Source organism: Oerskovia turbata, from assembly GCF_000718325.1.
GTDB classification, from domain to species: Bacteria; Actinomycetota; Actinomycetes; order Actinomycetales; family Cellulomonadaceae; genus Oerskovia; species Oerskovia turbata.
Window position 1 is genome coordinate 1 of the sequence record NZ_JOFV01000009.1, and the last position, 20,626, is coordinate 20,626.

At 72.2% G+C, this 20,626-nt stretch carries 21 protein-coding genes, 1 tRNA gene and 1 pseudogene; 10 read left to right on the forward strand and 13 right to left on the reverse strand.

Annotated features, from left to right (window positions below; all coding sequences use genetic code 11):
* Positions 1-529 (forward strand): annotated as a pseudogene (locus IE95_RS20670) (hypothetical protein); the annotation flags it as partial.
* Here IE95_RS20670 and IE95_RS0111185 read toward each other — a convergent pair.
* Positions 520-1,107, reverse strand: coding sequence for a TIGR03086 family metal-binding protein (locus IE95_RS0111185; RefSeq protein ID WP_030151713.1), 588 nt, complete (start codon positions 1,105-1,107; stop codon positions 520-522). The pseudogene IE95_RS20670 and the gene IE95_RS0111185 overlap by 10 nt on opposite strands.
* Positions 1,104-1,478, reverse strand: coding sequence for a VOC family protein (locus tag IE95_RS0111190; protein ID WP_030151714.1), 375 nt, complete (start codon positions 1,476-1,478; stop codon positions 1,104-1,106). The genes IE95_RS0111185 and IE95_RS0111190 overlap by 4 nt, the downstream gene beginning before the upstream one ends.
* Before the next feature lie 138 nt (positions 1,479-1,616).
* Here IE95_RS0111190 and IE95_RS0111195 point away from each other — a divergent pair, with 138 nt between their 5' ends.
* Positions 1,617-3,227, forward strand: coding sequence for a methyltransferase domain-containing protein (locus IE95_RS0111195; protein WP_030151715.1), 1,611 nt, complete (start codon positions 1,617-1,619; stop codon positions 3,225-3,227).
* Between the two features lie 4 nt (positions 3,228-3,231).
* Positions 3,232-5,058 (forward strand): glycoside hydrolase family 2 protein, encoded by a 1,827-nt coding sequence (locus IE95_RS0111200; RefSeq protein WP_240666242.1) that lies wholly within the window; start codon positions 3,232-3,234, stop codon positions 5,056-5,058.
* 7 nt (positions 5,059-5,065) lie between these two features.
* Here the strand turns inward: IE95_RS0111200 and IE95_RS21085 are convergent, their stop codons facing one another.
* Positions 5,066-5,809, reverse strand: a complete 744-nt coding sequence (locus IE95_RS21085) for a M15 family metallopeptidase (protein WP_084690178.1) — start codon at positions 5,807-5,809, stop codon at positions 5,066-5,068.
* A gap of 135 nt (positions 5,810-5,944) precedes the next feature.
* On the opposite strand from IE95_RS21085, the gene IE95_RS0111210 reads away from it, so the two are divergent.
* Both IE95_RS0111210 and IE95_RS0111215 read left to right on the forward strand, forming a co-directional pair.
* Complete coding sequence (locus IE95_RS0111210) at positions 5,945-6,619, forward strand: response regulator transcription factor (RefSeq protein ID WP_030151718.1); 675 nt, start codon at positions 5,945-5,947, stop codon at positions 6,617-6,619.
* Between the two features lie 5 nt (positions 6,620-6,624).
* A complete protein-coding gene (locus IE95_RS0111215; RefSeq protein ID WP_206053300.1) occupies positions 6,625-7,764 on the forward strand; it encodes a sensor histidine kinase in 1,140 nt (379 codons plus the stop codon).
* 298 nt (positions 7,765-8,062) lie between these two features.
* Here the strand turns inward: IE95_RS0111215 and IE95_RS0111220 are convergent, their stop codons facing one another.
* Together IE95_RS0111220 and IE95_RS0111225 are read right to left on the reverse strand one after the other, a co-directional pair.
* Positions 8,063-8,629 carry a pyridoxamine 5'-phosphate oxidase family protein gene (locus IE95_RS0111220; protein ID WP_030151720.1) on the reverse strand — a complete coding sequence of 189 codons (567 nt, stop codon included), beginning with the start codon at positions 8,627-8,629 and terminating at the stop codon, positions 8,063-8,065.
* Between the two features lie 78 nt (positions 8,630-8,707).
* Positions 8,708-9,691 (reverse strand): DUF2804 domain-containing protein, encoded by a 984-nt coding sequence (locus tag IE95_RS0111225; RefSeq protein ID WP_030151721.1) that lies wholly within the window; start codon positions 9,689-9,691, stop codon positions 8,708-8,710.
* A gap of 147 nt (positions 9,692-9,838) precedes the next feature.
* Between IE95_RS0111225 and IE95_RS0111230 the strand changes: the two genes are divergently transcribed.
* Positions 9,839-10,069 (forward strand): hypothetical protein, encoded by a 231-nt coding sequence (locus tag IE95_RS0111230; protein WP_030151722.1) that lies wholly within the window; start codon positions 9,839-9,841, stop codon positions 10,067-10,069.
* Positions 10,070-10,173: 104 nt separating this feature from the next.
* Here the strand turns inward: IE95_RS0111230 and IE95_RS0111235 are convergent, their stop codons facing one another.
* Complete coding sequence (locus IE95_RS0111235) at positions 10,174-10,935, reverse strand: class I SAM-dependent methyltransferase (RefSeq protein WP_030151723.1); 762 nt, start codon at positions 10,933-10,935, stop codon at positions 10,174-10,176.
* A 50-nt stretch (positions 10,936-10,985) separates the two neighbouring features.
* Positions 10,986-11,183, reverse strand: coding sequence for a hypothetical protein (locus IE95_RS20425; RefSeq protein WP_129429562.1), 198 nt, complete (start codon positions 11,181-11,183; stop codon positions 10,986-10,988).
* Between the two features lie 629 nt (positions 11,184-11,812).
* Here IE95_RS20425 and IE95_RS18935 point away from each other — a divergent pair.
* Entirely contained in the window at positions 11,813-12,490 is a 678-nt protein-coding gene (locus IE95_RS18935; protein ID WP_051703021.1) for a PAS and ANTAR domain-containing protein, read from the forward strand.
* Between the two features lie 11 nt (positions 12,491-12,501).
* Here the strand turns inward: IE95_RS18935 and IE95_RS0111255 are convergent.
* A tRNA-Lys gene (locus IE95_RS0111255) sits at positions 12,502-12,573 on the reverse strand.
* A 496-nt stretch (positions 12,574-13,069) separates the two neighbouring features.
* On the opposite strand from IE95_RS0111255, the gene IE95_RS0111260 reads away from it, so the two are divergent.
* The gene (locus IE95_RS0111260; RefSeq protein WP_030151725.1) at positions 13,070-13,354 is read left to right on the forward strand and encodes an iron-sulfur cluster biosynthesis family protein; all 285 of its coding nucleotides are present in this window, start codon (positions 13,070-13,072) and stop codon (positions 13,352-13,354) included.
* Between the two features lie 249 nt (positions 13,355-13,603).
* Here the strand turns inward: IE95_RS0111260 and IE95_RS0111265 are convergent, their stop codons facing one another.
* On the reverse strand, positions 13,604-14,350 hold the full coding sequence (locus IE95_RS0111265) for a M50 family metallopeptidase (protein WP_030151726.1): 747 nt from the start codon (positions 14,348-14,350) through the stop codon (positions 13,604-13,606).
* 551 nt (positions 14,351-14,901) lie between these two features.
* On the opposite strand from IE95_RS0111265, the gene IE95_RS0111270 reads away from it, so the two are divergent.
* Positions 14,902-16,326, forward strand: a complete 1,425-nt coding sequence (locus tag IE95_RS0111270; protein ID WP_051703046.1) for a DEAD/DEAH box helicase — start codon at positions 14,902-14,904, stop codon at positions 16,324-16,326.
* A gap of 322 nt (positions 16,327-16,648) precedes the next feature.
* Positions 16,649-17,098: a peptide-methionine (R)-S-oxide reductase MsrB gene (msrB, locus tag IE95_RS0111275; protein ID WP_051703022.1), complete on the forward strand. Its 450-nt coding sequence runs from the start codon at positions 16,649-16,651 to the stop codon at positions 17,096-17,098.
* A 41-nt stretch (positions 17,099-17,139) separates the two neighbouring features.
* Here the strand turns inward: msrB and IE95_RS19630 are convergent, their stop codons facing one another.
* From IE95_RS19630 to IE95_RS19635, 4 genes are all read right to left on the reverse strand, one after another.
* Complete coding sequence (locus IE95_RS19630; protein WP_051703023.1) at positions 17,140-17,580, reverse strand: DUF2809 domain-containing protein; 441 nt, start codon at positions 17,578-17,580, stop codon at positions 17,140-17,142.
* A 1-nt stretch (position 17,581) separates the two neighbouring features.
* Positions 17,582-18,058 carry a MarR family winged helix-turn-helix transcriptional regulator gene (locus IE95_RS0111285; protein WP_030151730.1) on the reverse strand — a complete coding sequence of 159 codons (477 nt, stop codon included), beginning with the start codon at positions 18,056-18,058 and terminating at the stop codon, positions 17,582-17,584.
* 119 nt (positions 18,059-18,177) lie between these two features.
* Positions 18,178-19,878, reverse strand: a complete 1,701-nt coding sequence (locus IE95_RS0111290; protein WP_240666243.1) for an MDR family MFS transporter — start codon at positions 19,876-19,878, stop codon at positions 18,178-18,180.
* Positions 19,879-20,040: 162 nt separating this feature from the next.
* A complete protein-coding gene (locus tag IE95_RS19635) occupies positions 20,041-20,580 on the reverse strand; it encodes a MarR family winged helix-turn-helix transcriptional regulator (RefSeq protein WP_164984120.1) in 540 nt (179 codons plus the stop codon).
* Between the last annotated feature and the right edge of the window lie 46 nt (positions 20,581-20,626).

Sequence of the window (20,626 nt, forward strand, 5' to 3'; positions counted from 1 at the left end):
GACGGTCAGTGGGACGGGGGAGTTCTTCGAGTGGCCGGTGCAGGCGGTGTATCGGGCGGTGGGGTACTTCGGGTCGCCGTTGCCGGAGATCCCGTTCGACGATCTCAAGGGTGTGATTCCCAACCGTGAGGGTCGGGTGATCGACATCGATGGTGAGCAGGTCCCGGGAGTGTATGCCACAGGGTGGATCAAGCGTGGCCCGGTCGGGTTGATCGGGCACACCAAGTCCGACGCGTCCGAGACCGTCCGCCACCTCGTCGAGGACCTCGCCGAGTCCCGCACGGCCGCCCATCCCGAGCCGGAGAGCGTCGTCGAGTTCCTGGCCGAGCGTGGGGTGGACGTGGTCCAGTGGGCCGACTGGGAGGTCCTGGACGCCCACGAACGCACCCTCGGCGAGCCGCACGGGCGCGAGCGCATCAAGGTCGTGCCCCGCGAGGACATGATCCGCATCGCCCGCCGCCAGACCGAGGCCGCCACCAGCACCCAGGCAGCCACCAGCACCCGGGCCGCCACCGACGCTCAGGCCTGACGGCCCGCCAGGGCGAGGAGCCTCGTGAGGTCGGGCGCGTCGTCGGGCACGGGGAGCGGGCCCGCGAACAGGCGGCTCGCCGCGAACATGCCCTTGCGGCGCCGGGCGTAGCCCAGGACGAACGACACGAGCTGCGGGCCCAGGTCCGCGTCGACGCCGATGCCCTGCGCGAGGTCCCACGCGTGGACCGTGAGGTCGAACGTCATCTGGTGCGCGTACTCGGTCGCCGGGGCGTCGCCGTACGACAGGTGGACCACGCGGTCCAGGGCGCCGGGCGCGAGGAACGCCTCGCGCGACTGGGTCGACGCGTCGATCCACGCGTCGATCGGGTCGTCGCCCAGGACGTCGCCGTCGAAGACCGGGCCGACGTCGGCGACCGTCCGGCCCGCGAGGAGCTCGGGCGCCCAGAGCTGCTCGGAGACGAGGTGGTTGACGAGGTCGTGGACGCTCCACCCGTCGTCGGGCGTGGGCAGGTCCCACTGGTCGTCCTGGACCCGCCGGACCAGGTGGTCGAACGCCCCGATCGCGTCGCCGTGCGCCGCCAGGAGGTGCTCGTGCGACGAGACCGCGGTGCTCACGGGTTGCTCAGGATCGCGAGGACGTTGCGCGCCGGGTCCTTGAACCAGGCGATCGCCGGGCCCTCAGGGCCACGCGCGATGCCTTTGTCGTCCTGGTCGAACCCGACGTAGCGCTCGAACTCGACGCCCTTCGCTGCGAGCTCGTCGACCGCCGCCTCGACGTCGTCGACCCCGAAGTTGAGGACCGTGAACGACGCCGCGACGTGGTTCTTCTTGGGGTAGAGGAACACGTGCCCGCCCGACCCGAGCCGCAGGTCCAGACCCATGGGGGTCTGGTCGACCTCGATGCCCACGACGTCGGCGTAGAACGCCCGCGCGGCGTCCAGGTCGTTCACCGAGAAGCTGCTGAATGCGTTCGTCGTCGAGACCATCGGGTGCTCCTTGTCCACGGCAGATCCACAGGGGGGTGGCGTCGTCGGCGCCTCTTCCACGATGGCACGGAACGCCGACGGTGACGAGGGGAGGCTCTCCGTTTGCGACCGACCCCGTCGGCGCGCGAAGGTACGCGGGTGCCTTCGACCCCGCTCGTCCGTCATGTCCTCTTCCCGGGACGCCACCACCTCGTGACCCGTTTCCAGGTCGACTACCTGCGGGCGCTGCGCGCCGGGCTGGTGAGCGACCTCGACGGCGTCCCGGTCCGCTGCTCCCCGGACGCTGTGGTGGTGTGGGCCGTGACGTCCGCGAATCACGCGGGCACGCGCCGCAACCCGGTCCCGGGACACCGGCGTGAGGCGCTGATCGAGCACGTGACCGCGGTCGAGCACCTGCCGAGCCTCGTGGTCCCGGTCCCGGACGTGGCGCCGCACCCGCGGTTCGCGCACCTCGTCGCGACCACGGTCGCGACGGCGACCGGCCACGCCGTGACGCTCGACCCGCACGACACGGTCGTGGCCTGCTCGACCCCGGAGGTCATCGCGGCCTACCAGGAGCTCGGGTACCGGGTCGTGGGCGTCGAGCTCGACGCGACCGACGCCCAGGGCGAGGGGCCCGCCCGCCCGTGGGACGCCGTCGGGCGCCTGGCTGCGGGGGACCCGACGTGGACCGACGTCGCACACCCTGCCGTGCCGGGCTTCTTCCGGCGCTACGGGCTCGAGGCGCAGATCGCCCAGGTCTTCGCCGATCCCGTCGTCTCGGGCGACGGCGACCTGACCGCGACGCGCGACTACCGGACGTACGCCGCGGCGTTCGAGGACGCCTCGCGCCGCAAGTGGGAGCAGGTGCGCCCGTACGTGCTCCCCGGGCGGATCGTCGACATCGGGTGCGCGACGGGTGGTCTCCTGGAGCTCGTTGCGGCCGAGCCGCGCCTGCACGAGTCGGACCTGTTCGGCGTCGACGTCGCGCGCCACCTCGTGGCCGAGGCCGAGCACAAGAAGACGCAGGGCGTGTTCGCGAACCCGAACGTGTGGTTCGTGCAGGCCAACATCCTGCGCGGTGAGGTCATGCCCGAGCGCAGCGTCGACACGACCGTCACGATCGCGCTCACGCACGAGATCTCGTCGTACGGCGAGGGCGTCCTCGACGTCGAACGGTTCGCGCAGCGCACGTTCGTCCACACCCGCCCGGGCGGGGTGTGGATCAACAGCGACGTGTGCGGTCCCGCGGACGGCGACCGCCTGGTGCACATGACCCTCCGGGACGACGACGGCGCGCGCCCCGGCGTGGTGAGGGACCTCGACGAGTGGGCGCGGCCCGACGTCGCCGCGCACGTCCGGGGGTTGTCGACGGCCTCCAGGATGCGCCAGTTCGCGGTCGACTTCCCGCGGCTGTCCGGTGCGTCGTTCGCGGTCGAGGAGGTCGAGCCCGGGACGTTCCGGCTCACGCTGCGCGACGCCATGGAGTTCCTCACGACCAAGGACTACGCCGACAACTGGCTGTCCGAGTGCCACGAGCGGTTCTGTGACCTGGACGGCGACGCGTGGGCAGACCTGCTGGCGGGTGCGGGCTTCGAGCTGGGGCCCGGGAGCGGCGCGTGGCGCAACGAGTGGCTCGTCGAGCACTCGTTCGCGCCCGTGGCGACGCTGACGGACGCCGCGACGGGCGAGTCGGTCGAGTGGCCCGACACGCATGTGCTGACGGTCGCGCGCCGACCCGTGCTGGACGCGACCCGTGGCAGGGGGTGACGGGGTGAGCGCGACCCTGCCCAGCCTGCCGACGCGCTGGACCGCCACGCTCGACCGTGACGCGCCGCTGCCCGAGTACCCGCGCCCGCAGCTCGCCCGCGACAGCTACCTCAATCTCAACGGGGTCTGGGAGTACGCCGTCATGGCGCAGGGTCCCGGTCCGGTGGGCTCGCTGGGCGGCACCCCGCCCGAGGTGTTCGACGGCGAGATCGTCGTGCCGTTCTCGCCCGAGTCGCCGCTGTCCGGGGTGGGGCGCCAGCTCCAGCCGGATGAAGCGCTCTGGTACCGCCGCGACCTGGCGCTCCCCGAGCGCTTCGTCCCGCGCGGCGGCCGCGTCCTGCTGCACTTCGGCGCGGTCGACCAGTCGTGCCGCGTCCTGGTCGACGGCGTCGAGGTGGGGCGTCACACCGGCGGCTACCTGCCGTTCGCGTGCGACGTCACGGACGCCCTCGCCGGCGCGCCGGGTGAGGCGCACGAGCTCCTCGTCGAGGTCACCGACGTCAGCGACACCAGCTTCCACGCGCGCGGCAAGCAGAACCTCGGGCGGGGCGGCATCTGGTACACGGCGCAGTCGGGCATCTGGCAGACCGTGTGGGTCGAGGCCGTGCCCGCCCTGCACGTCGCACGGCTCACGCTCGTGCCCGACCTCCCGGGCGGACGCCTCGACGTGACCGTCCACGCGGGCGAGACGCCCGGGGGAGCGGGCGGCGGCGTCGGGCAGGACGCGCCCGTGGCGCGCATCGAGGTGCACGACGGCGCCACGCTCGTCGCGCAGGTCGACGCGCCCGTGGGCGTGGTCGCCCGCGTCCCCGTGCCCGACCCGCACCTGTGGACGCCCGCGGACCCGCACCTGTACGACGTGACGGTGACCCTCGGCGACGACGAGGTGCGCAGCTACGCCGGGCTCCGGTCGTTCGGCGTCGGCCCCGACGCCCAGGGGGTGCCGCGCCTGCTGCTCAACGGCGAACCGTACTTCCACGCCGGGGTCCTGGACCAGGGATACTGGTCGGACGGCCTGCTCACCGCGCCGTCGGACGAAGCCTTGGTCCACGACATCGCGACCATGAAGGACCTCGGGTTCACGATGCTGCGCAAGCACATCAAGATCGAGCCCCTGCGCTGGTACCACCACTGCGACCGGCTCGGGATGCTCGTCTGGCAGGACATGGTCAACGGGGGCGGCCCGTACCGTCCCGCGGTCGTCAAGGCGCCCGTGCTCCTGCCGTTGCGCCTGAGCGACCGGTTCCACGCCCTGTTCGGCCGGGGCGACGCCGAGGGGCGCGAGGAGTTCCTCCGCGAGGTCGACGCGACCGTCGAGCACCTGCGCGACGTCGTGAGCCTCGCGGTGTGGGTGCCGTTCAACGAGGCCTGGGGACAGTTCGACGCCGCCAAGGTGGCGGCCCGCGTCAAGGCCCTCGACCCCACGCGGTCGGTGGACCACGCGAGCGGCTGGCACGACCAGGGCGCGGGGAACCTGCGGAGCCTGCACGTGTACTTCAAGCAGTTCCGCGTGCCGCCACGACGTGACCGGCGGGCGCTCGTGCTCTCCGAGTACGGCGGCTACAACCTGCGCGTCGAGGGGCACGTCGCCGGGGAGAAGGACTTCGGGTACGCGACGTACGCCGACTCGGGCGCGCTCGGCGCCGCGTTCGAGGCGCTGCACCGCGAGCAGGTCGTGCCCGCGATCGCGCGCGGCCTGGCCGCGACGGTCTACACCCAGCTCTCGGACGTCGAGGACGAGACCAACGGGCTGCTGACCTACGACCGGGAGGTCGCCAAGCTCCCGGCCGACCTGGTGCGGGCGGTCAACGCCGAGCTGCGGCTGGGCTGACGACGGCTCAGCCTGCGGCGTCCGGCAGCGGCTGCGGGCAGGTGCCGCCCGGCGTCGTGGCCAGCTCGAAGTGCCACATCTCGTTGGCGTACGTCTGGCACAGCCCGTAGCGCGCGCCCTTGCGGATCGTCCAGTCCGCGCCGTCGGTCGGCCCGATGTCGACCGCCCGTCCCTGCACGTGCTCGGACGTCTCGGGGGTGCTGACGAACCTGCGGGCCTCGGCGAGCGAGCCGTACCTGTCGACCGCACGGTCGAGGAGGCTCTGCTGATAGTTGGTGCTGCGCCACCCGGACGTGACCCAGAAGTCGACGCCCGCCGCCTGCGCGTCGCGTGCCGCGGACTGGAGCGCCGCGCGCAGGTCGTCGTCGAGCCCCGCGATCGCGGGGTGCTGGTCGTCGAACGGGTCGATCATGTCGTCCTCCTGACGCGGGTCGTCGTCGGCGGGGAGGTCCGGCGTGACGCCCGCCCCGGGCTCGGCGTCCGCTGCACCGGCCCCGCCGCCGGTGCCCGCGTCCCCGGTGCCCGCGTCCTCGGTGCCGAGCGTGTCGGCGACGAGCGTGCGCAGGCCGCGGTCGGCGTCGGGCAGGACGGCCCATGCGAGCGCCACCACCGCGAGGACCGTGACGGCCGTGGCGAGGACGGCGGTGCGACGCCTGCGGGCGCTCGGGCGGTGAGGTCGGGGCGGGCCGTCCGGCGCCGGCGCGGAGGCGGGCACCGGGGCGAACGAGGGCGGTGGGGTGCGTGTGTCCATGACCACCACTGCACCCGTCGGCATGTTGTCCCGGCGTCTCACTTTTCGCAGACGTTTTCGACACACCCCCCTTCCTAGACTGGCGGGGCGGGCCCGCCGTCGGAGGGGCCGGTCTGACGAGCGGGTGGAGGATCGATGCGGGTGCTGGTCGTCGAGGACGAGCCGTTCCTGGCCGAGGCCGTGCAGACCGGGCTGCGGCGCGAGGCCGTGGCCGCCGACGTCGCGCTCGACGGGGAGGTGGCCCTCGAGATGCTCGGCCACACCGCGTACGACGTCGTGGTGCTCGACCGTGACCTGCCCGGGGTGCACGGCGACGACGTCTGCCGGTCGATCGTCGCGCGCGGCCTGCCGACCCGGGTCCTCATGCTCACCGCGGCGGGCACGCTCGACGACAAGACCCGAGGCTTCGGGATCGGCGCCGACGACTACCTGACCAAGCCCTTCCTGCTGCCCGAGCTGATCCTGCGCGTCCGCGCCCTGGGGCGGCGCCCGGCCCCGCTCCCACCCGTGCTGGAGGCCGCCGGTGTGCGGCTCGACCCGTTCCGCCGGGAGGTGTTCCGGGACGGCGAGCACGTGCGCCTGAGCCGCAAGCAGTTCGCGGTGCTGGAGGTCCTGCTGGCGGCCGACGGCGGCGTGGTGAGCGCCGAGGACCTGCTCGAACGTGCGTGGGACGCGAACGCCGACCCGTTCACGAACGCCGTCCGGGTGACCGTCTCGACGCTCCGCAAGCGCCTGGGCGACCCGTGGGTCGTGCACACGGTGCCGGGCGTGGGCTACCGCGTCGGGGTGCCGAGCGGCGAGGTCTCGTGAGGGTCGTGCGCCAGACCGCCCGGCTCCGCCTGACGCTGAGCTACGTGGCCTTCCTGCTCGCCGCGGGGCTCGCGATGTCCGTCATCGTCTACGCCGTCATGCGCTTCGTGCCGAACTACCCGCTCACGGCGGCGAACCCGTCGGACGCTCATCTCGTCATCGCGTCGCGGGGCCAGATCCTCGACTCGCTGGTCCGGGCCTGCGCCGTGGCGATGGGTGTGCTCGCCGTCGTCGGGACAGTGGGTGGGTGGCTCGTGGCCGGACGGGTGCTGCGTCCCCTCGCGGACCTCAACACCGCTGCGCAGGCCGCGGCGTCGGGCGACCTGTCGCACCGCATCTCGGCCCGGCACAGCAGGCGCGGGCGGGACGAGTTCACGGACCTGGCCGACACGTTCGACACCATGCTCGAACGGCTCGAACGGTCCTTCGCCGCGCAGCAGCGGTTCGCGGCCAACGCGTCGCACGAGCTGCGGACACCCCTCGCGGTCACCCAGACCATGCTCGACGTCGCGCGCGAGGACCCCGACGCCGTCGACCTCCCGCGCCTGCTCGAACGCCTCGACGTCACCAACCGGCGCGCCACGGACCTCGTCGCGGCCCTCCTGCAGCTCGCGGCCCTCGACAGGTCACCGATCGTGCGAGCGCCGTTCGACCTCGACGTCGTCGTCGAGGACGCCGTCGACGACGTCGCGCGCGAGGCCACCGAGCGGGGCGTGCGCGTCGAGGTGGACGTCTCACCCGCCGTCGTCCCGGGCGACGAGACCCTCCTCGCTCGCGTGGTCGACAACCTGCTGCGCAACGCGGTCCGGCACAACCTGCCCCAGGACGGGTGGGCCCGCATCACCCTGGTCGACGCGGGACTCGTCGTCCTGACCGTCGAGAACAGCGGCCGCGTCCTGACCGACGACGACCTCCGGATCGCCCTGGAGCCGTTCGCCCGCCAGGTCGGTGCCGTCGCGAGGACCCGCGACGACGTGGGGACCGACCGCAGCAGCAACGGGCTGGGGCTCGCGATCGTCTCCCGCGTCGTCGAGCTGCACGGCGGGAGCCTGAGCCTGACGCCTCGCCCCGGCGGGGGAGTCAGCGCGCGGGTCGTGATCCCCCGCGGGACGCGGCCGGTCGCCGCGGTCCGCGGTGCCTCCTGAGGGGGGACTGGCGACCCGGCGCGCCCCTGCGCGCGGGCGGCCGCACGAGGACGCGGGTCGGCGTCGTGGAGGTCACGTCGATCGACCGGGTCGCGGAGGTGGACGGGGTCCCCGTCGACCTGATCGTCGCCCGGCCCGAGGTCGTGGCACGCGACCTCGCGACCTCGATCGGCGTCGAGCGCGACTCCTTCAAGACTCGGTCCGGGGGCTCAAAGGGCTCGGCCTCACCGAGAGCCTGCCCGTCGGCTACCGCATCTCGCCGCACGGGCGGGCGTACCTCGACGCGACGCTCGGCTGATCAGGAGAGCGGGGAGATGTCCACCCCGGGCAGCCCGTCGATGCTCGTCGCGTTCTTCTTCTGCCAGTACGCGTCGAAGTACTCGGGCTCCCGCCGGTCGTGCGCGCGGTCCAGGACGTCACGGTCCGCCACGAAGTCCATGAGCGGCACCGAGAACCCGCACGAGTCCGAGACCCGGTCCACCTCGACCACGACGATGCCGCGCTGCCCCGACTCGCGCTCCTTGGCGAACAGCGGGCGCAGCGCGTCGAACTCGGGGGTGCGGGCGAGGACGTACCGGCCACGGCCGTGGAAGCGCACGATGTTCGGCGGTCCCTCGAACGCGCAGAACATGACCACGATGCGCCCGTTCTCCTGCAGGTGCGCAGCGACCTCGGCGCCCGAGCCCGTGTAGTCGAGGTACGCGACCCGGTGCGGGTCGAGCACCACGAACGTGCCGCCCATGCCCTTGGGGGAGACGTTGACGTGCCCGTCCCCCGCGAGCGGTGCCGTGCCCACGAAGAACACGGGCTGGGACAGCACGAAGCGGGAGAGCCGGGGAGTGATCTCGTCGTGGACGGTCGCCATGGCGGCAGTCTGGCACCGGGGCGAGCGTCGCGAAGGTGCTGTCCACGTCCGAGGTGAGCGGCGCCGTCGGGCCTGCGGCTACCAGCGCTGCCGGGCCTCCTCGGCCCAGCCGACCAGCCCGTCCAGGTCGACCCACACTCCCTCGTCCGTGCGCGCACGGCCCGACCACGTGCCGAAGCACTGATGCGTCTCGCTGCCCACGACGAGCAGCTCGGTGCGTGCCACCCGCTCGTGGAAGGGCGTGAACAGCGCCTCGACCCCGTCCCCGGAGACGCGCCACGGTGCGAGCCAGTCGGTGCGGTCGTACGTCCAGTCGAGCGTCGCGCCGATCTTGTGGAGCCGCCCGTCCACCAGGAGGGCGTTCTCCGTGGAGCCCGTGCCGTCCGTCCACCCGCCGCCGAGCTGGATGCCGCGGCCGTGCCCGCTGCCCGCGGCCCAGTTCCACGTCATGGCGTAGGGCCACCGGCCGCGCCCGTGGTCGAGCACCGCGAACGAGTCGTCGGCGTTGACGTCGTGCCGTGCGCCGCGCACCGTGAGCGAGCCGTGGACCGGGCGGGCCACGTCCTTGACCGTGTACTGGAACAACCGGTCGCTCCACGGCACGACGACCCCGAGCGACTCGTGCCCCGGCGGGAGGGGGACGGTCAGGTCGAGGCTCACCTCGTGCGACGCCACCCGGAGGCGGGTGGCCTCGGGGCGCTGCTCGATCACGATCGCGAGCTCCTTCGCGCGCGCCTCGACGCGGCCGGTGCCGCTGCGCCCCGGCATGACCACGCCCCGGGCCAGGGGCACGACGACGTCGGTCACCGTCTCCTCGCCCGTCGCCCGGTCCAGGACGTACAGACCGTGGACGCCCGCGTAGTCGATCGAGGACGCGACGATCCCGACCACATGGGTCGGCGTGATCACGCCCCAGTACTCCCAGCGCTTGGTCCGCCCCCACCCGCGCAGGTTCGCGCGGTGCAGCGGGGTGCGCGTCCACCCGACCGCGTCCGGGTTCAGCCGGCCGTCGGGCAGGCACAGGTCGACCGAGGACGTGATCTCGCGCTCGTGCGTCGTCATGCGAGGAGGCTACTGGCCCGTGGTCGGCCGGGGCGTCGTACGGACGACACCTCGATGTCCTGCGCTCGCAACACGGACGAAACGACGGTGCCTCAGGATCGACACCACGGCCCCGGCAGCGGGGCGGTGACGACCCGAGGAGAGCCCATGAGCACCCAACGCCCCTACTTCCTCGCCCCGAGCACCCCGCACCGGCGCTCCCGGTCCACGCGGGCGGCCGGCGCACCCGGCATGCCCCGCACCGTCGAGTCCGGCGACAGCGCAGGCAAGCCCGTGCGCCGTGCCAACCCCGGCGACGAACGGACGATCGACCCCGCGGACCGCAAGCGTCGGGCGCTCGCGGCCCTCGGGGACCTGACGCGGGGCCTCGGCAGCTGAGACCTGTCCGACCGGGACGCCGCTGACGCCGGTGGCCGGGGTGTCAAGGGCGACACCTCTCCACCCGCGGGGCGTGCCCGACGGCGCCCCTCCCGTCCGGGCGGTCAGCCCGGCTTGCGCGCGTCGACCAGGAAGCGCGTCGTCGTCGCGACGAACGGTCCCTCGGCCTCGATCTGCTCGTGCAGCGCGGCGAGGTGCGGGCGGTACTCCTCGACCGTGAACCCCGGGACCATCCACACGACCTTCCGCAGGAAGTAGACCACCGCGCCGACGTCGAAGAACTCGGTGCGCAGCTCCTCGAACCGTAGGTCGACGACCTCGAGCCCGGCCGCCTCGGCCGCGGCACGGTCGTCGTCGGGGTGGCGGCCGTTGCGGACCTCCTCGGGCTGCGGGCCCAGGAAGAACTCGACGAGCTCGAACACGCTGTACGGGCCGACGTGCTGCGCGAAGTACGTTCCGCCCGGGGTGAGGACGCGCGCGATCTCGGACCACCACGGCGTCACGGGGTGGCGGCTCACGACGAGGTCGAACGACTCGTCAGCGAACGGCAGGGGCGGCTCGTCCGCGTCGGCGACGACCGCGACGCCGAGCGGGTGCAGGAGCCTCGTGGCCCTGGCGACGTTCGGGGGCCAGCCTTCGGTCGCGACGGTCAGTCGGGGGAACCGAGGGACCGAGGCGAGGACCTCGCCGCCGCCCGTCTGGAGGTCGAGGGCCGCGCTCGCGGTGGCCATACGCTCGCTCATCGAGCGGGCGTAGCCCCAGGACGGACGTTGCTCGGTCGCGCGGCCGTCGAGCCAGGAGAAGTCCCAGCCGTCGACGGAGACGGAGGCTGCTTCGGAGACGAGGTCGTCGAAGGATCGCTTCATACGTTCGATCCTGGCAGGTGTGAGCAGGTGGTGGTCAGCTGGCTCGGGGGTCAGTTGTTGACGATGAGCGCGATCGTGGTGATCACAGCACCCCAGAAGGCGATGCCGACGCCGAGGGCGATGCCCATGCCGTGGCCCCCGCTGCTGGAGTGCCCGCGCTGCTCACCGGCGCGCACGACCCACGCGGCGCGCACGGCGAGGGACACGCCGAGCACCACGAGAACCAGCCCTACCGTAACCCATACCATTGTCCCACTCTGCACGTAGGAGGCCGCTGCCCGCAATTCGAAGAACCTCCTGGTACGTGGTGTTTTATGCCACACAGAGGCGGGCCATGTGCGAAACCCTAGGTGTCGTTCCTGGGAATCCGGACGGTGCTCACTGAGTGGGACGTCACCCCCTCTATGCATGGGACGTGCGAGTCAGTCGTCATTCACGCACGGTCCCGTGCGGAGAGCGGCCAGCGCCTGGCCTGGCGTCGGCCGGAACCCGGGCCATGTGCTCCTCGCAGCCGAGATCGACGACGCCACGACGAGTCGCAGCACGCAGAGAGGGGGGCTGAGATCGGAAGGAGTGCGTCCGATCGCCCGCCATCCGAACGCGGTTCGTCAACCCCCGCTCGTAGGGGGTAATGTCTTCCTCGGTGGCGCGAAGTACCCCCTGCATCGCGCCACCACCTAACGTTCACGAAGCCCCTGATCGGCCCCGGCCGGCGGGGGCTTCGTCGTTCCCCGACCGGTGCGCTGCGCACGTTCGCGCCCGCCCGACGGGCGCTGCGCCGTCGGGCCGTCCTCGCTGGTGAGGCCGCGGATCCGGGCTAGGATCACCGAGGAGTCTGGAAGTAGGCCCGCTCCTTTCCCATGCCCTGGGGGCCTACTTGACCACTTCGCACAACCCGTCGCGCAGATTCGACCCCGAGCTCGCCGAGGCCCTGCTGGGCGGTGCACCGCAGATCGTCGGCCAGTTCATCCTCGACCTGGCCGACCAGAGCTGGTGGTGGTCCGACGAGCTGTACGCCATGCACGGCTTCCGGCCCGGCGAGATCATGCCCACGACCGCGCTCATGGTCGCGCACAAGCACCCCGAGGACCGCGAACGCGTCGAGGACGCCCCGCTCACCGCCGTCACCACCGGTGAACCCTTCAGCTCCGTCCACCGCATCGTCGACGCACAAGGACGGACGCGGACGCTCGGCGTCGTCGGGCGCGCACGGCTCGACCGTCGCACAAGCGAAGCCACGCACGTCTCGGGCTACTTCATCGACCTCACGACGACGCAGCGCGAGCTCGCCCAGCGCGAGGCCACCGCCGCGATCCGGGCGTCCTCCGCGAGCCGCTCCACGATCGAGCAGGCCAAGGGCGCCGTCATGGCGATCTACGGGCTGCCCGCCGAGGAGGCGTTCGGCCTCATGTGCCACCACTCGAGCGTCAACAACGAACCCCTGCGCGACCTGTCACGGCGGCTCGTCGCAGAACTCACCGCAGGCGGGGCCGCAGGCGCGCTGCAGCGGGCAGACCTCGACAGGTTCTTCGAGGGGAAGCGGCCGGTGCGGTGAGGGCGAGACGGTGGGCCCCGTGGGACTCGAACCCACAACCTACGGATTAAAAGTCCGCAGCTCTGCCATTGAGCTAGAGGCCCGGGCGCCGTGCGCGCGCCTCGTCCGAGGCGGCACCAAGGCCCGCGCAGAGTCTACGCGCCGAGCCCCTGCCCACGGCGACGTGCCCACGGTGGCGAGCGGCGCCGTCGGGCCGGATGGCGCCCGGACGTCGCGGCTCGGCTGGGCGGCGTCGTCGACGGCCCGGTGGTCCGGTGAGCGAAGCGCGGTCACGGAGCCATGCTCCCACCGGCCTCAGCTGGCGCTGAGTGCGGAGTAGTTGTCGTGCAACGCGTCGCTTCACGACAACTACTCCGCACTCAGCGGGCGGCGCCACGTCGCCCCCGCAGGCGCGGACCCTAACGCGGTCCGCGGGGGCTTGTCGCGCTCGATCCCACTGGGTGAGAGACACGCCGTGAATCGGCTCCCGACCTTGCGATCGGGCCCGATCCTTGTTTGGTTGGAGGCAACCGAAAGGCGCACGCCGAGGGTTCGTCGCAAGACTGCCCGTGCGTCCCCAGGCAACCGAGAGGAGCTCCCATGCTCACCCTGACCGACAACGCCCGCGATGCAGTCCAGGACCTCACCACGCGGGCCGGAGTGCCCGACGGTGGCGGCCTCCGGATCGCCGAGTCGGCACCGCAGTCCGGCGACTTCGAGCTGGCACTCGTGCCGAGCCCGCAGCCCGACGACACGGTGGTCGAGAGCGGCGACGCACGAGTCTTCGTCGAGCCGACCACCTCTGTCGCGCTCGCGAACCTCACGCTGGACACCGACCCTCGTGCGACCGAGGGCCCCGGGTTCGTCCTCACGCCGCAGGCCTGAGCAGCCCGGCACCACCTGCGGGGCCTGACAGCCCGCACCACGACTCGACCGGCTGCGCGGCCCGCCCGTCCCGGGAGCCGACCTCCCCTCCTCCTCGGAAGGTTCCCGGCCCGGCCAGGGCCACGCACCCGATCACCCGACGGGCCGTCCGCGCACAGCGGGCGGCCCGTCGTCGTGCGCGCTGACGAGGTTGTCAGAGTGAGCGTGACCCCGGGCTCACGCTCACTCTGACAGGGGGACCAGCGCGCCTCACGCCGCCGCCGGCGACACGATCCAGTACCCGCCCAGGACGGCCGCGCCGACGGTCACGAGCAGGAACACCCCGACCCACACGAGCCCGGGGATGCCGGTGAGCCGCGCGAGCATGTCGGCGTCGGACTGGCGGGCCTTGCCGCGGCTGCGGGAGACCTGCAGCTCCAGGACGGGCCTGATCGCGCCCAGCAGCAGGAACCACGTCACGGCGTACGCGACGGCGCCCTGCACGGGCGGCGTCGCGGCCCACGACACGACGACGAGCGCCACTCCGCTCACCAGCACCGACCACAGGCCGAACCAGTTGCGGATCTGCAGGAGCATCAGGGTCAGCAGCAGCACCAGGAGCCACAGGAGCCCGACGGCGTAGCCCGCCCGCAGCAGCGCGGCCGCCCCGAGCCCCACGAGACCTGGGCCGACGTACCCCATGAAGGCCGTGAGGACCATGCCGACGCCGCGCGGCTTGCCGTAGGAGACCGTGAGGCCCGACGTGTCGGAGTGCAGGCGGATGCCCGTCAGGCGTCGCCCGGTGAGCAGGGCCGCGATGGCGTGCGCGCCCTCGTGCGCGATCGTCACGACGTGCCGAGCGACCCGCCACACGGGTGTGAACACCACGACGATCAGCGCGACGAGCGACATCGACAGCACGACCGCCGAGGCCGGCGCGGGCACGGGGGTCGTGGCCGCCGACCAGATCTGACCGATGACGTCGCCCACGGAGCTCATGAAGTCCACGGGCGACATTCCACCACGCCCGCAGGTGCGGACGGTGAGAGGTCCGGGCGAGCCGTCGTCGGAGGTGTGGGATCGGTGTGGGACGTGGAGACGTCGATCACGATCGACGCACGCGCGCCCCAGTCGTGAGAGAGTGGGGACCGTGGCTGCGCATCTCTGCGCGCCCAGCGTCGTGGAGTTCCCTGGATTTCTTGCGGCGAACCCCGACCCTACGCCCGAGAGGCAAACCCTTGAACAACTCCCTTCGTGCTGCCGTGCGCCCGAACGCCGCAGCCCCCCGCACCACCTCGTCGCAGGGGCAGCAGTCCCGCGACACCAACCGCCCGGCCCGCGACGACCGGGCCCGCCCGGCCCGGGACTCGCGCGACGAGCGTGACTCCCGTCCCGCCAAGGTGACCCGTGACGGTCGCCCGGTCCGTGAGCGCGACTCGCGCGACGGCCGCGGCGCCGGCCAGGGGCGGCCCGCTGGTGGCAACCGTGAGCAGCACGCTCCCCGTGAGCAGCACGAGCAGCGTCCCGCCCCGGTGCGTTCGTCCGTCCCGACCGTCGTGCCCGAGGGCCTGACGTTCGCCGACTTCGCGATCCCGACCACGGTGATCCGTGAGCTCTCCAGCCAGGGCATCGAGTCGCCGTTCCCCATCCAGGTGGCCTCGCTGCCGGACACGCTCAAGGGCCGCGACGTCCTGGGCCGTGGCCGCACGGGCTCGGGCAAGACCCTCGCGTTCTCGCTGCCGGTCGTGACGCGCCTGTCCCAGTCGGACACGCGCCGCGCCGCCCGTCGCCCCCGCGCCCTGGTCCTGTGCCCGACGCGTGAGCTCGCCAACCAGATCAACGCCACGATGGAGCCGCTCGCGAAGGCCCTGGGCCTGAACACGACGACCATCTTCGGTGGTGTCGCGCAGAGCCGCCAGGTCAGCGCGCTCAACGCAGGTGTCGACATCGTCATCGCCTGCCCGGGCCGCCTCGAGGACCTCCTCAACCAGCGTGTCCTGTCGCTCGACGGCATCGAGATCACGGTCCTCGACGAGGCCGACCACATGGCCGACCTGGGCTTCCTGCCCGGCGTCAAGCGCATCATGGACAAGACCCCGACGCGCGGCCAGCGCCTGCTGTTCTCTGCGACGCTCGACAACGGCGTGGACCAGCTCGTCAAGCGGTACCTGAGCAACCCGGTGAGCCACTCGGTCGACTCTGCCGAGTCGCCCGTCTCCAACATGACGCACCACATCTTCGCGGTCCGTGACGCGGACGCGAAGAAGGACGTCGTGCAGCAGCTCGCGTCGGGCACGGGCCGTCGTGTCCTGTTCACGCGCACCAAGCACCAGGCGAAGAAGCTCGCGAAGCAGCTCACGGCGCAGGGCATCCCGTCGGTGGACCTGCACGGCAACCTCGGTCAGGGGGCGCGCGAGCGCAACCTCGAGGCGTTCTCGAACGGGTCCGTCCGTGTGCTCGTCGCGACCGACATCGCGGCGCGCGGCATCCACGTCGACGAGATCGAGCTGGTCGTCCACGTCGACCCGCCGGCCGAGCACAAGGCGTACCTGCACCGCTCGGGCCGTACGGCTCGCGCCGGTTCCGAGGGCGTCGTCGTGACGGTCATGCTTCCCGAGCAGCGGAGCGACGTGAAGGACCTGACCCGTAAGGCGAAGATCACGGCGCAGCCCCAGCCCGTCGCCCCGGGGGACGCGGCCATCACGGCGCTCGTCGGTGACGTCGCCGAGTACGTGCGCCCTGCGGACATCACGCCGCCGCAGACGCAGGCGCGTCGTGGCACGCCGTCGCGCAACGGTGGGTCGCGTGCGGCCCGCACGTCGGCCCCGGCCAAGTCCGCAGGCCCGACGGCGCAGCGCGCCCAGGGTGGTCGCGGCCAGTCGGCGCAGGGTGGCGAGGGCGGCGCTGGTGCGCAGGCTCGTCGTCGCGGCGGCCGTGGTCGCGCGCAGCGCGGTGGCGGCTCGGCGACGGTGTACTCGTCGTCGTCGTACTGACGGACGGTTGCCCGCCGAGGGTGACGCGCTCTGTCGCCGAGGGTGACGTACCCACCCGCCGAGGGTGACGTACCCACCCGCCGAGGGTGACGTACCCACCCGCCGAGGGTGACGACACGCTTCGGGACCCCGGTGGTGATCTTCGGATCACCACCGGGGTCCTCTGCGTTCGGGCCGAAGCGTGCCGTCACCCTCGGTGACCGGGAGCGTCACCGTCGGCGGTCCGCAGCGTCACCGTCGGCGGGCAGGAGCGTCACCGTCGGCGGGAGAGTGACGGGAACACCCCGACACCCGCCACGGTTGTCGCTGTCGGAGGTGGAGCATGACCAACGAGACCCACGACACGACCGGAAGCCTGTTCTCGCAGAAGGTGTATCCGGTGGCCAAGCCCGACGCCCAGTGGCGCGAGGAGCTGGCGCCTGACGAGTACGCGGTGCTCCGGCAGGCCGGCACCGAGCGTCCCTGGACCGGCGAGCTGCTCGACGAGAAGCGTGAGGGCGTCTACCGGTGCCGGGCCTGCGGGCACGAGCTGTTCCGCTCGGACACCAAGTTCGACTCGCACTGCGGGTGGCCGAGCTTCTACGCGCCCAAGGAGTCGGACGCGGTCGAGCTGATCCAGGACCGGAGCCACGGCATGGTCCGTACCGAGGTGCGGTGCGCGAACTGCGGCTCGCACCTGGGCCATGTGTTCGACGACGCGCCGCAGACCCCGACGGGCGACCGGTTCTGCATGAACAGCCTGAGCCTGACGTTCGAGGACGCCGGCGCCTGAGCTGCACCAGGACCTGTGTCAGAACGAGCGTGACCTCGAGGTCACGCTCGTTCTGACACGTGCGAGGTGGTGACGCCTACGAGCACGTCGAGGCCCGCCGCGAGCAGCACGCCCACCAGGTACAGCACCAGGTCACGCGCGTTGAACGTGCTCCCGAGCACCCACGCGGCCGCGGGCACCACGTCCAGCACGGCCGCCACGACGGGCGTCGCCTGCAGGAACTCCACGAGCCAGCACCACGCGAGCACCACGGTTCCCGCGACCCACGGTCGCAGCCGAGGAGCCACGAGCACGAGCGCCACGTAGACCGCGACGGCGTACAGCAGGTCCCCGACCACGTCACCGACAGGGTCGGGGACCTGCGTCGTCACCACGATGCCCAGGGTGACCACGGCCGCGAGGACGGCCAGGACGCGAGGGCGGCTGCGCCGTCGGGCAGGCCGGGGCGACGTCACGCGACCCGGCGCGTACTCCGACGTCATGTCAGCGCGACGCCTGCCACCGCACGACGTCCTCCGAGTACCGGTGGAGCAGGTCGGCGAGGGCCGCGACGTCGTCGGGCGACCAGTCGCTCAGCGCCTGGGAGATGGAGTCGACGCGACGCTCGTGCGTGGTCCGCAGCAGCGTCTCCCCGGCGCTGGTGAGCGTGATGATCTGGCCGCGGGAGTCGTCGGGGTCGACCTCGCGGTCCACCATCCCGACCGACTCGAGCCGGGCGAGCTGCCGCGAGATGGTCGCGCGGCCGACCCCGAACTGCTGCGCGAGGTCCGACCCGCGCACGCCCGGGTTGGCCCAGATGTGGGCGAGGAGCGGGTACGCGCTCGCGTCGAGGTCGGGGTGGATGCGCTTCGCCATCGCGTTCGCGGACGAGCCCGCCCGGCGCGTGAGGACGCGCAGCTCGCGTTCGAGCGCGTAGAGCGGCGAGTCGTCGGCGGTGGGCGTGGTGGGCGTTGAGGACACAGTCGGCTCCGGCTGGTCGGTCGGCGAGGGCAGGATCACACGCCCCATCATGGCGTGCGGCGGGGCCGCCGTGGAACACGCATCCACGACGGCCCCGGGGGAGGCCCTGCGAGAGGAGGTCAGCGCGAGGCGCTGCCCCCGCGAGCGGGGCCGTCACCTGCCCTCTCGGTGCCCTGCGACGACGAGCCGCCCGACGGCGCGCCCGCCCCCGCGAGGACCGAGCCTTCGGCGGCGGCGACGTCGCCCTCGTGCTCCTGCTCGATCTCGTCGGTCAGGTCGGGCAGACCGGCGGCGAGCTCACGCTCGAGGCGCTCGTCGAGACCGGACTTGGTGCCGAGCGGGACCTCCTTGAGGAACATCACGCAGATCAGGCCGATGACCGCGAGGGGCACGGCCACGAGGAAGATCTCCGCGATGCCCTCGCCGTACGAGCGCTCGACGAGGTCGCGCATCGGGGCGGGGAGCGTCGAGACGTCCGGCACGGTGCCGCCGGTCCCGTCGCTCGGCACGCCCATCGTGGCGAGGCCCGCCTGGATGGAGCTCGTGACCTTGCTCGCGAGGACAGCACCGAGGACGGAGACGCCGATCGCGCCGCCGAGCGTGCGGAAGAACGCGACGGTCGAGGTGCCGGCGCCCATCTCGGACACGTCGAGGGTGTTCTGGACCGCGAGCACGAGGTTCTGCATGAGCATGCCCATGCTCGCACCGAGGAAGAACAGGTAGATGCTGATGAGCACGAAGCTCGTGTGGTAGTCGATCGTCGAGAGCGCGAAGAGCGACCCGACGAGCAGCACGCCACCTGTGACCATGAACGCCTTGTAGCGGCCGGTGCGCGTGATGAGCTGCCCGATCAGGGTCGACGCGACGAACGTCCCGACGATCATCGGGATGGTCAGCAGACCCGACTCGGTCGCCGTCTTGCCGCGCGCGACCTGCATGTACTGGCTGAGGAAGACCGCGGTGCCGAACATCGCGACGCCGACCGCGACGCTCGCGAGGACCGCGAGGACGAACGTGCGGTTCTTGAACAGGTGCAGCGGGATGATGGGCTCGACCGCGCTCTTCTCGACGAGGACGGCCGCGACCAGGGCGAGCAGCGACCCGATCACCATGACGGCGCTCTGCCACGAGACCCACTCGAAGGTGTTGCCCGCGAACGTGACCCACAGCAGCAGGGTCGACACGCCGACGCTGATGAGCAGCGCTCCCCAGTAGTCGATCTTCACGACGCGGCGGGGGATGGGCGGCAGGTGCAGCGTGCGCTGGAGGACGACGATCGCGGCGATCGCGAACGGCAGGCCCACGAAGAAGTTGAGGCGCCAGCTCACGGTGTCGGTCAGGACGCCGCCGAGGAGGGGGCCGCCGATCTGGCTCACGGCCATGATCGCGCCCATGAGGCCCATGTACTTGCCGCGCTCGCGCGGGGAGATGATGTCGGAGATGAGGACCATGGCGAGCGCCATGAGCCCACCGGCGCCGACGCCCTGGAGGGCGCGGAACGCGATGAGGGTGCCGACGTTCTGCGACAGGCCCGCGAGGGCGGCAGCGACCACGGAGATGATCAGCGCGAGCTGGATGAGGACCTTGCGGTTCGTCAGGTCGGCGAGCTTGCCCCAGATGGGCGTGGAGATGGTGGTCGTCAGGAGGGTCGCGGTGACGACCCAGGTGAACGACGACTGCGACCCGTTCAGGTCGTTGATGATCTTGGGCAGCGAGCTCGAGACCACGGAGGTCGCGAGGATCGAGACGAACATCCCGAGGAGGATGCCGGACAGTGATTCCAGCACCTCTCTGCGGGTCATGGTGGTGGTAGCGCTCATACGGGACTCACATTTCTTAGGTCGTGCGGTGTCGTCGAGAGGTCGTGCTGGTGCCCGACGGCGGAGGCCGGGCCGGGCGCGCGGGTCGCCCTGGGGTGGCTCAGGGGCGCAGGGACGGAGCCGGCGCCGAGCCGGCGCCGAGCCGGTATCGAGCCGGTGCGGTCAGGCGCGCGAGAGCGCCTCGGTGAGGCGTCCGAGCTGGTGGATCGACGCGAGCAGGTCGTCGGCGGTCCAGCCGGCGAACGTCTCGGCGGTGCGGCTGAGGAGGAGGTGGAAGGTCTCGTCGACCTTCGTGCGCCCCTCGGGTGTGAGGGTCACGCTGCGGGCGCGCCGGTCGTCGTCGCATGCCGTCCGCTCGACCAGTCCCGCGTCGACGAGGTGCGTGACCTGCCGGCTCGCGACCGACAGGTCGACCTTGAGGTGGTGCGCGAGCTCGGTGACCTGGAGCGGGCCGCAGCGCTGCAGGAGACGCAGCGCCCCGAGCGAGGCCCGGGGGAAGTCGAGCTCGCGCGACAGGCGGGCCGAGACCTCGCGCTGGGCGCGGTTGAGCTCCTCGAGGGCGATCGTGAGCTCCTTGACGGGGAGGTCGAGGACCTGGTCGTGGGGGGCGCTCGTGGGCGTCGAGGGGGCGGGCACCGGTTCGACGGCGGGGCTGACGGTGGTGACGGGGGCGTCGAGGGAGGGGCTGGGGGAGAGGGGCACGCGAGAGATCTCCTTAGTTGCTGCAAGCAACCATAGAGCAGATGGT

Bases quoted from the DNA above. Each gene is read 5' to 3' on its own strand.
- IE95_RS0111235 (WP_030151723.1), bottom strand. From the start codon at position 10,935: ATGAAGCGATCCTTCGACGACCTCGTCTCCGAAGCAGCCTCCGTCTCC.
- IE95_RS0111225 (WP_030151721.1), bottom strand. From the start codon at position 9,691: ATGACGACGCACGAGCGCGAGATCACGTCCTCGGTCGACCTGTGCCTG.
- IE95_RS0111210 (WP_030151718.1), top strand. From the start codon at position 5,945: ATGCGGGTGCTGGTCGTCGAGGACGAGCCGTTCCTGGCCGAGGCCGTG.
- IE95_RS19630 (WP_051703023.1), bottom strand. From the start codon at position 17,580: ATGACGTCGGAGTACGCGCCGGGTCGCGTGACGTCGCCCCGGCCTGCC.
- msrB (WP_051703022.1), top strand. From the start codon at position 16,649: ATGACCAACGAGACCCACGACACGACCGGAAGCCTGTTCTCGCAGAAG.
- IE95_RS20425 (WP_129429562.1), bottom strand. From the start codon at position 11,183: ATGGTATGGGTTACGGTAGGGCTGGTTCTCGTGGTGCTCGGCGTGTCC.
- IE95_RS21085 (WP_084690178.1), bottom strand. From the start codon at position 5,809: ATGGACACACGCACCCCACCGCCCTCGTTCGCCCCGGTGCCCGCCTCC.
- IE95_RS0111190 (WP_030151714.1), bottom strand. From the start codon at position 1,478: ATGGTCTCGACGACGAACGCATTCAGCAGCTTCTCGGTGAACGACCTG.
- IE95_RS0111290 (WP_240666243.1), bottom strand. From the start codon at position 19,878: ATGAGCGCTACCACCACCATGACCCGCAGAGAGGTGCTGGAATCACTG.
- IE95_RS0111230 (WP_030151722.1), top strand. From the start codon at position 9,839: ATGAGCACCCAACGCCCCTACTTCCTCGCCCCGAGCACCCCGCACCGG.
- IE95_RS0111265 (WP_030151726.1), bottom strand. From the start codon at position 14,350: ATGTCGCCCGTGGACTTCATGAGCTCCGTGGGCGACGTCATCGGTCAG.
- IE95_RS0111260 (WP_030151725.1), top strand. From the start codon at position 13,070: ATGCTCACCCTGACCGACAACGCCCGCGATGCAGTCCAGGACCTCACC.
- IE95_RS0111220 (WP_030151720.1), bottom strand. From the start codon at position 8,629: ATGGCGACCGTCCACGACGAGATCACTCCCCGGCTCTCCCGCTTCGTG.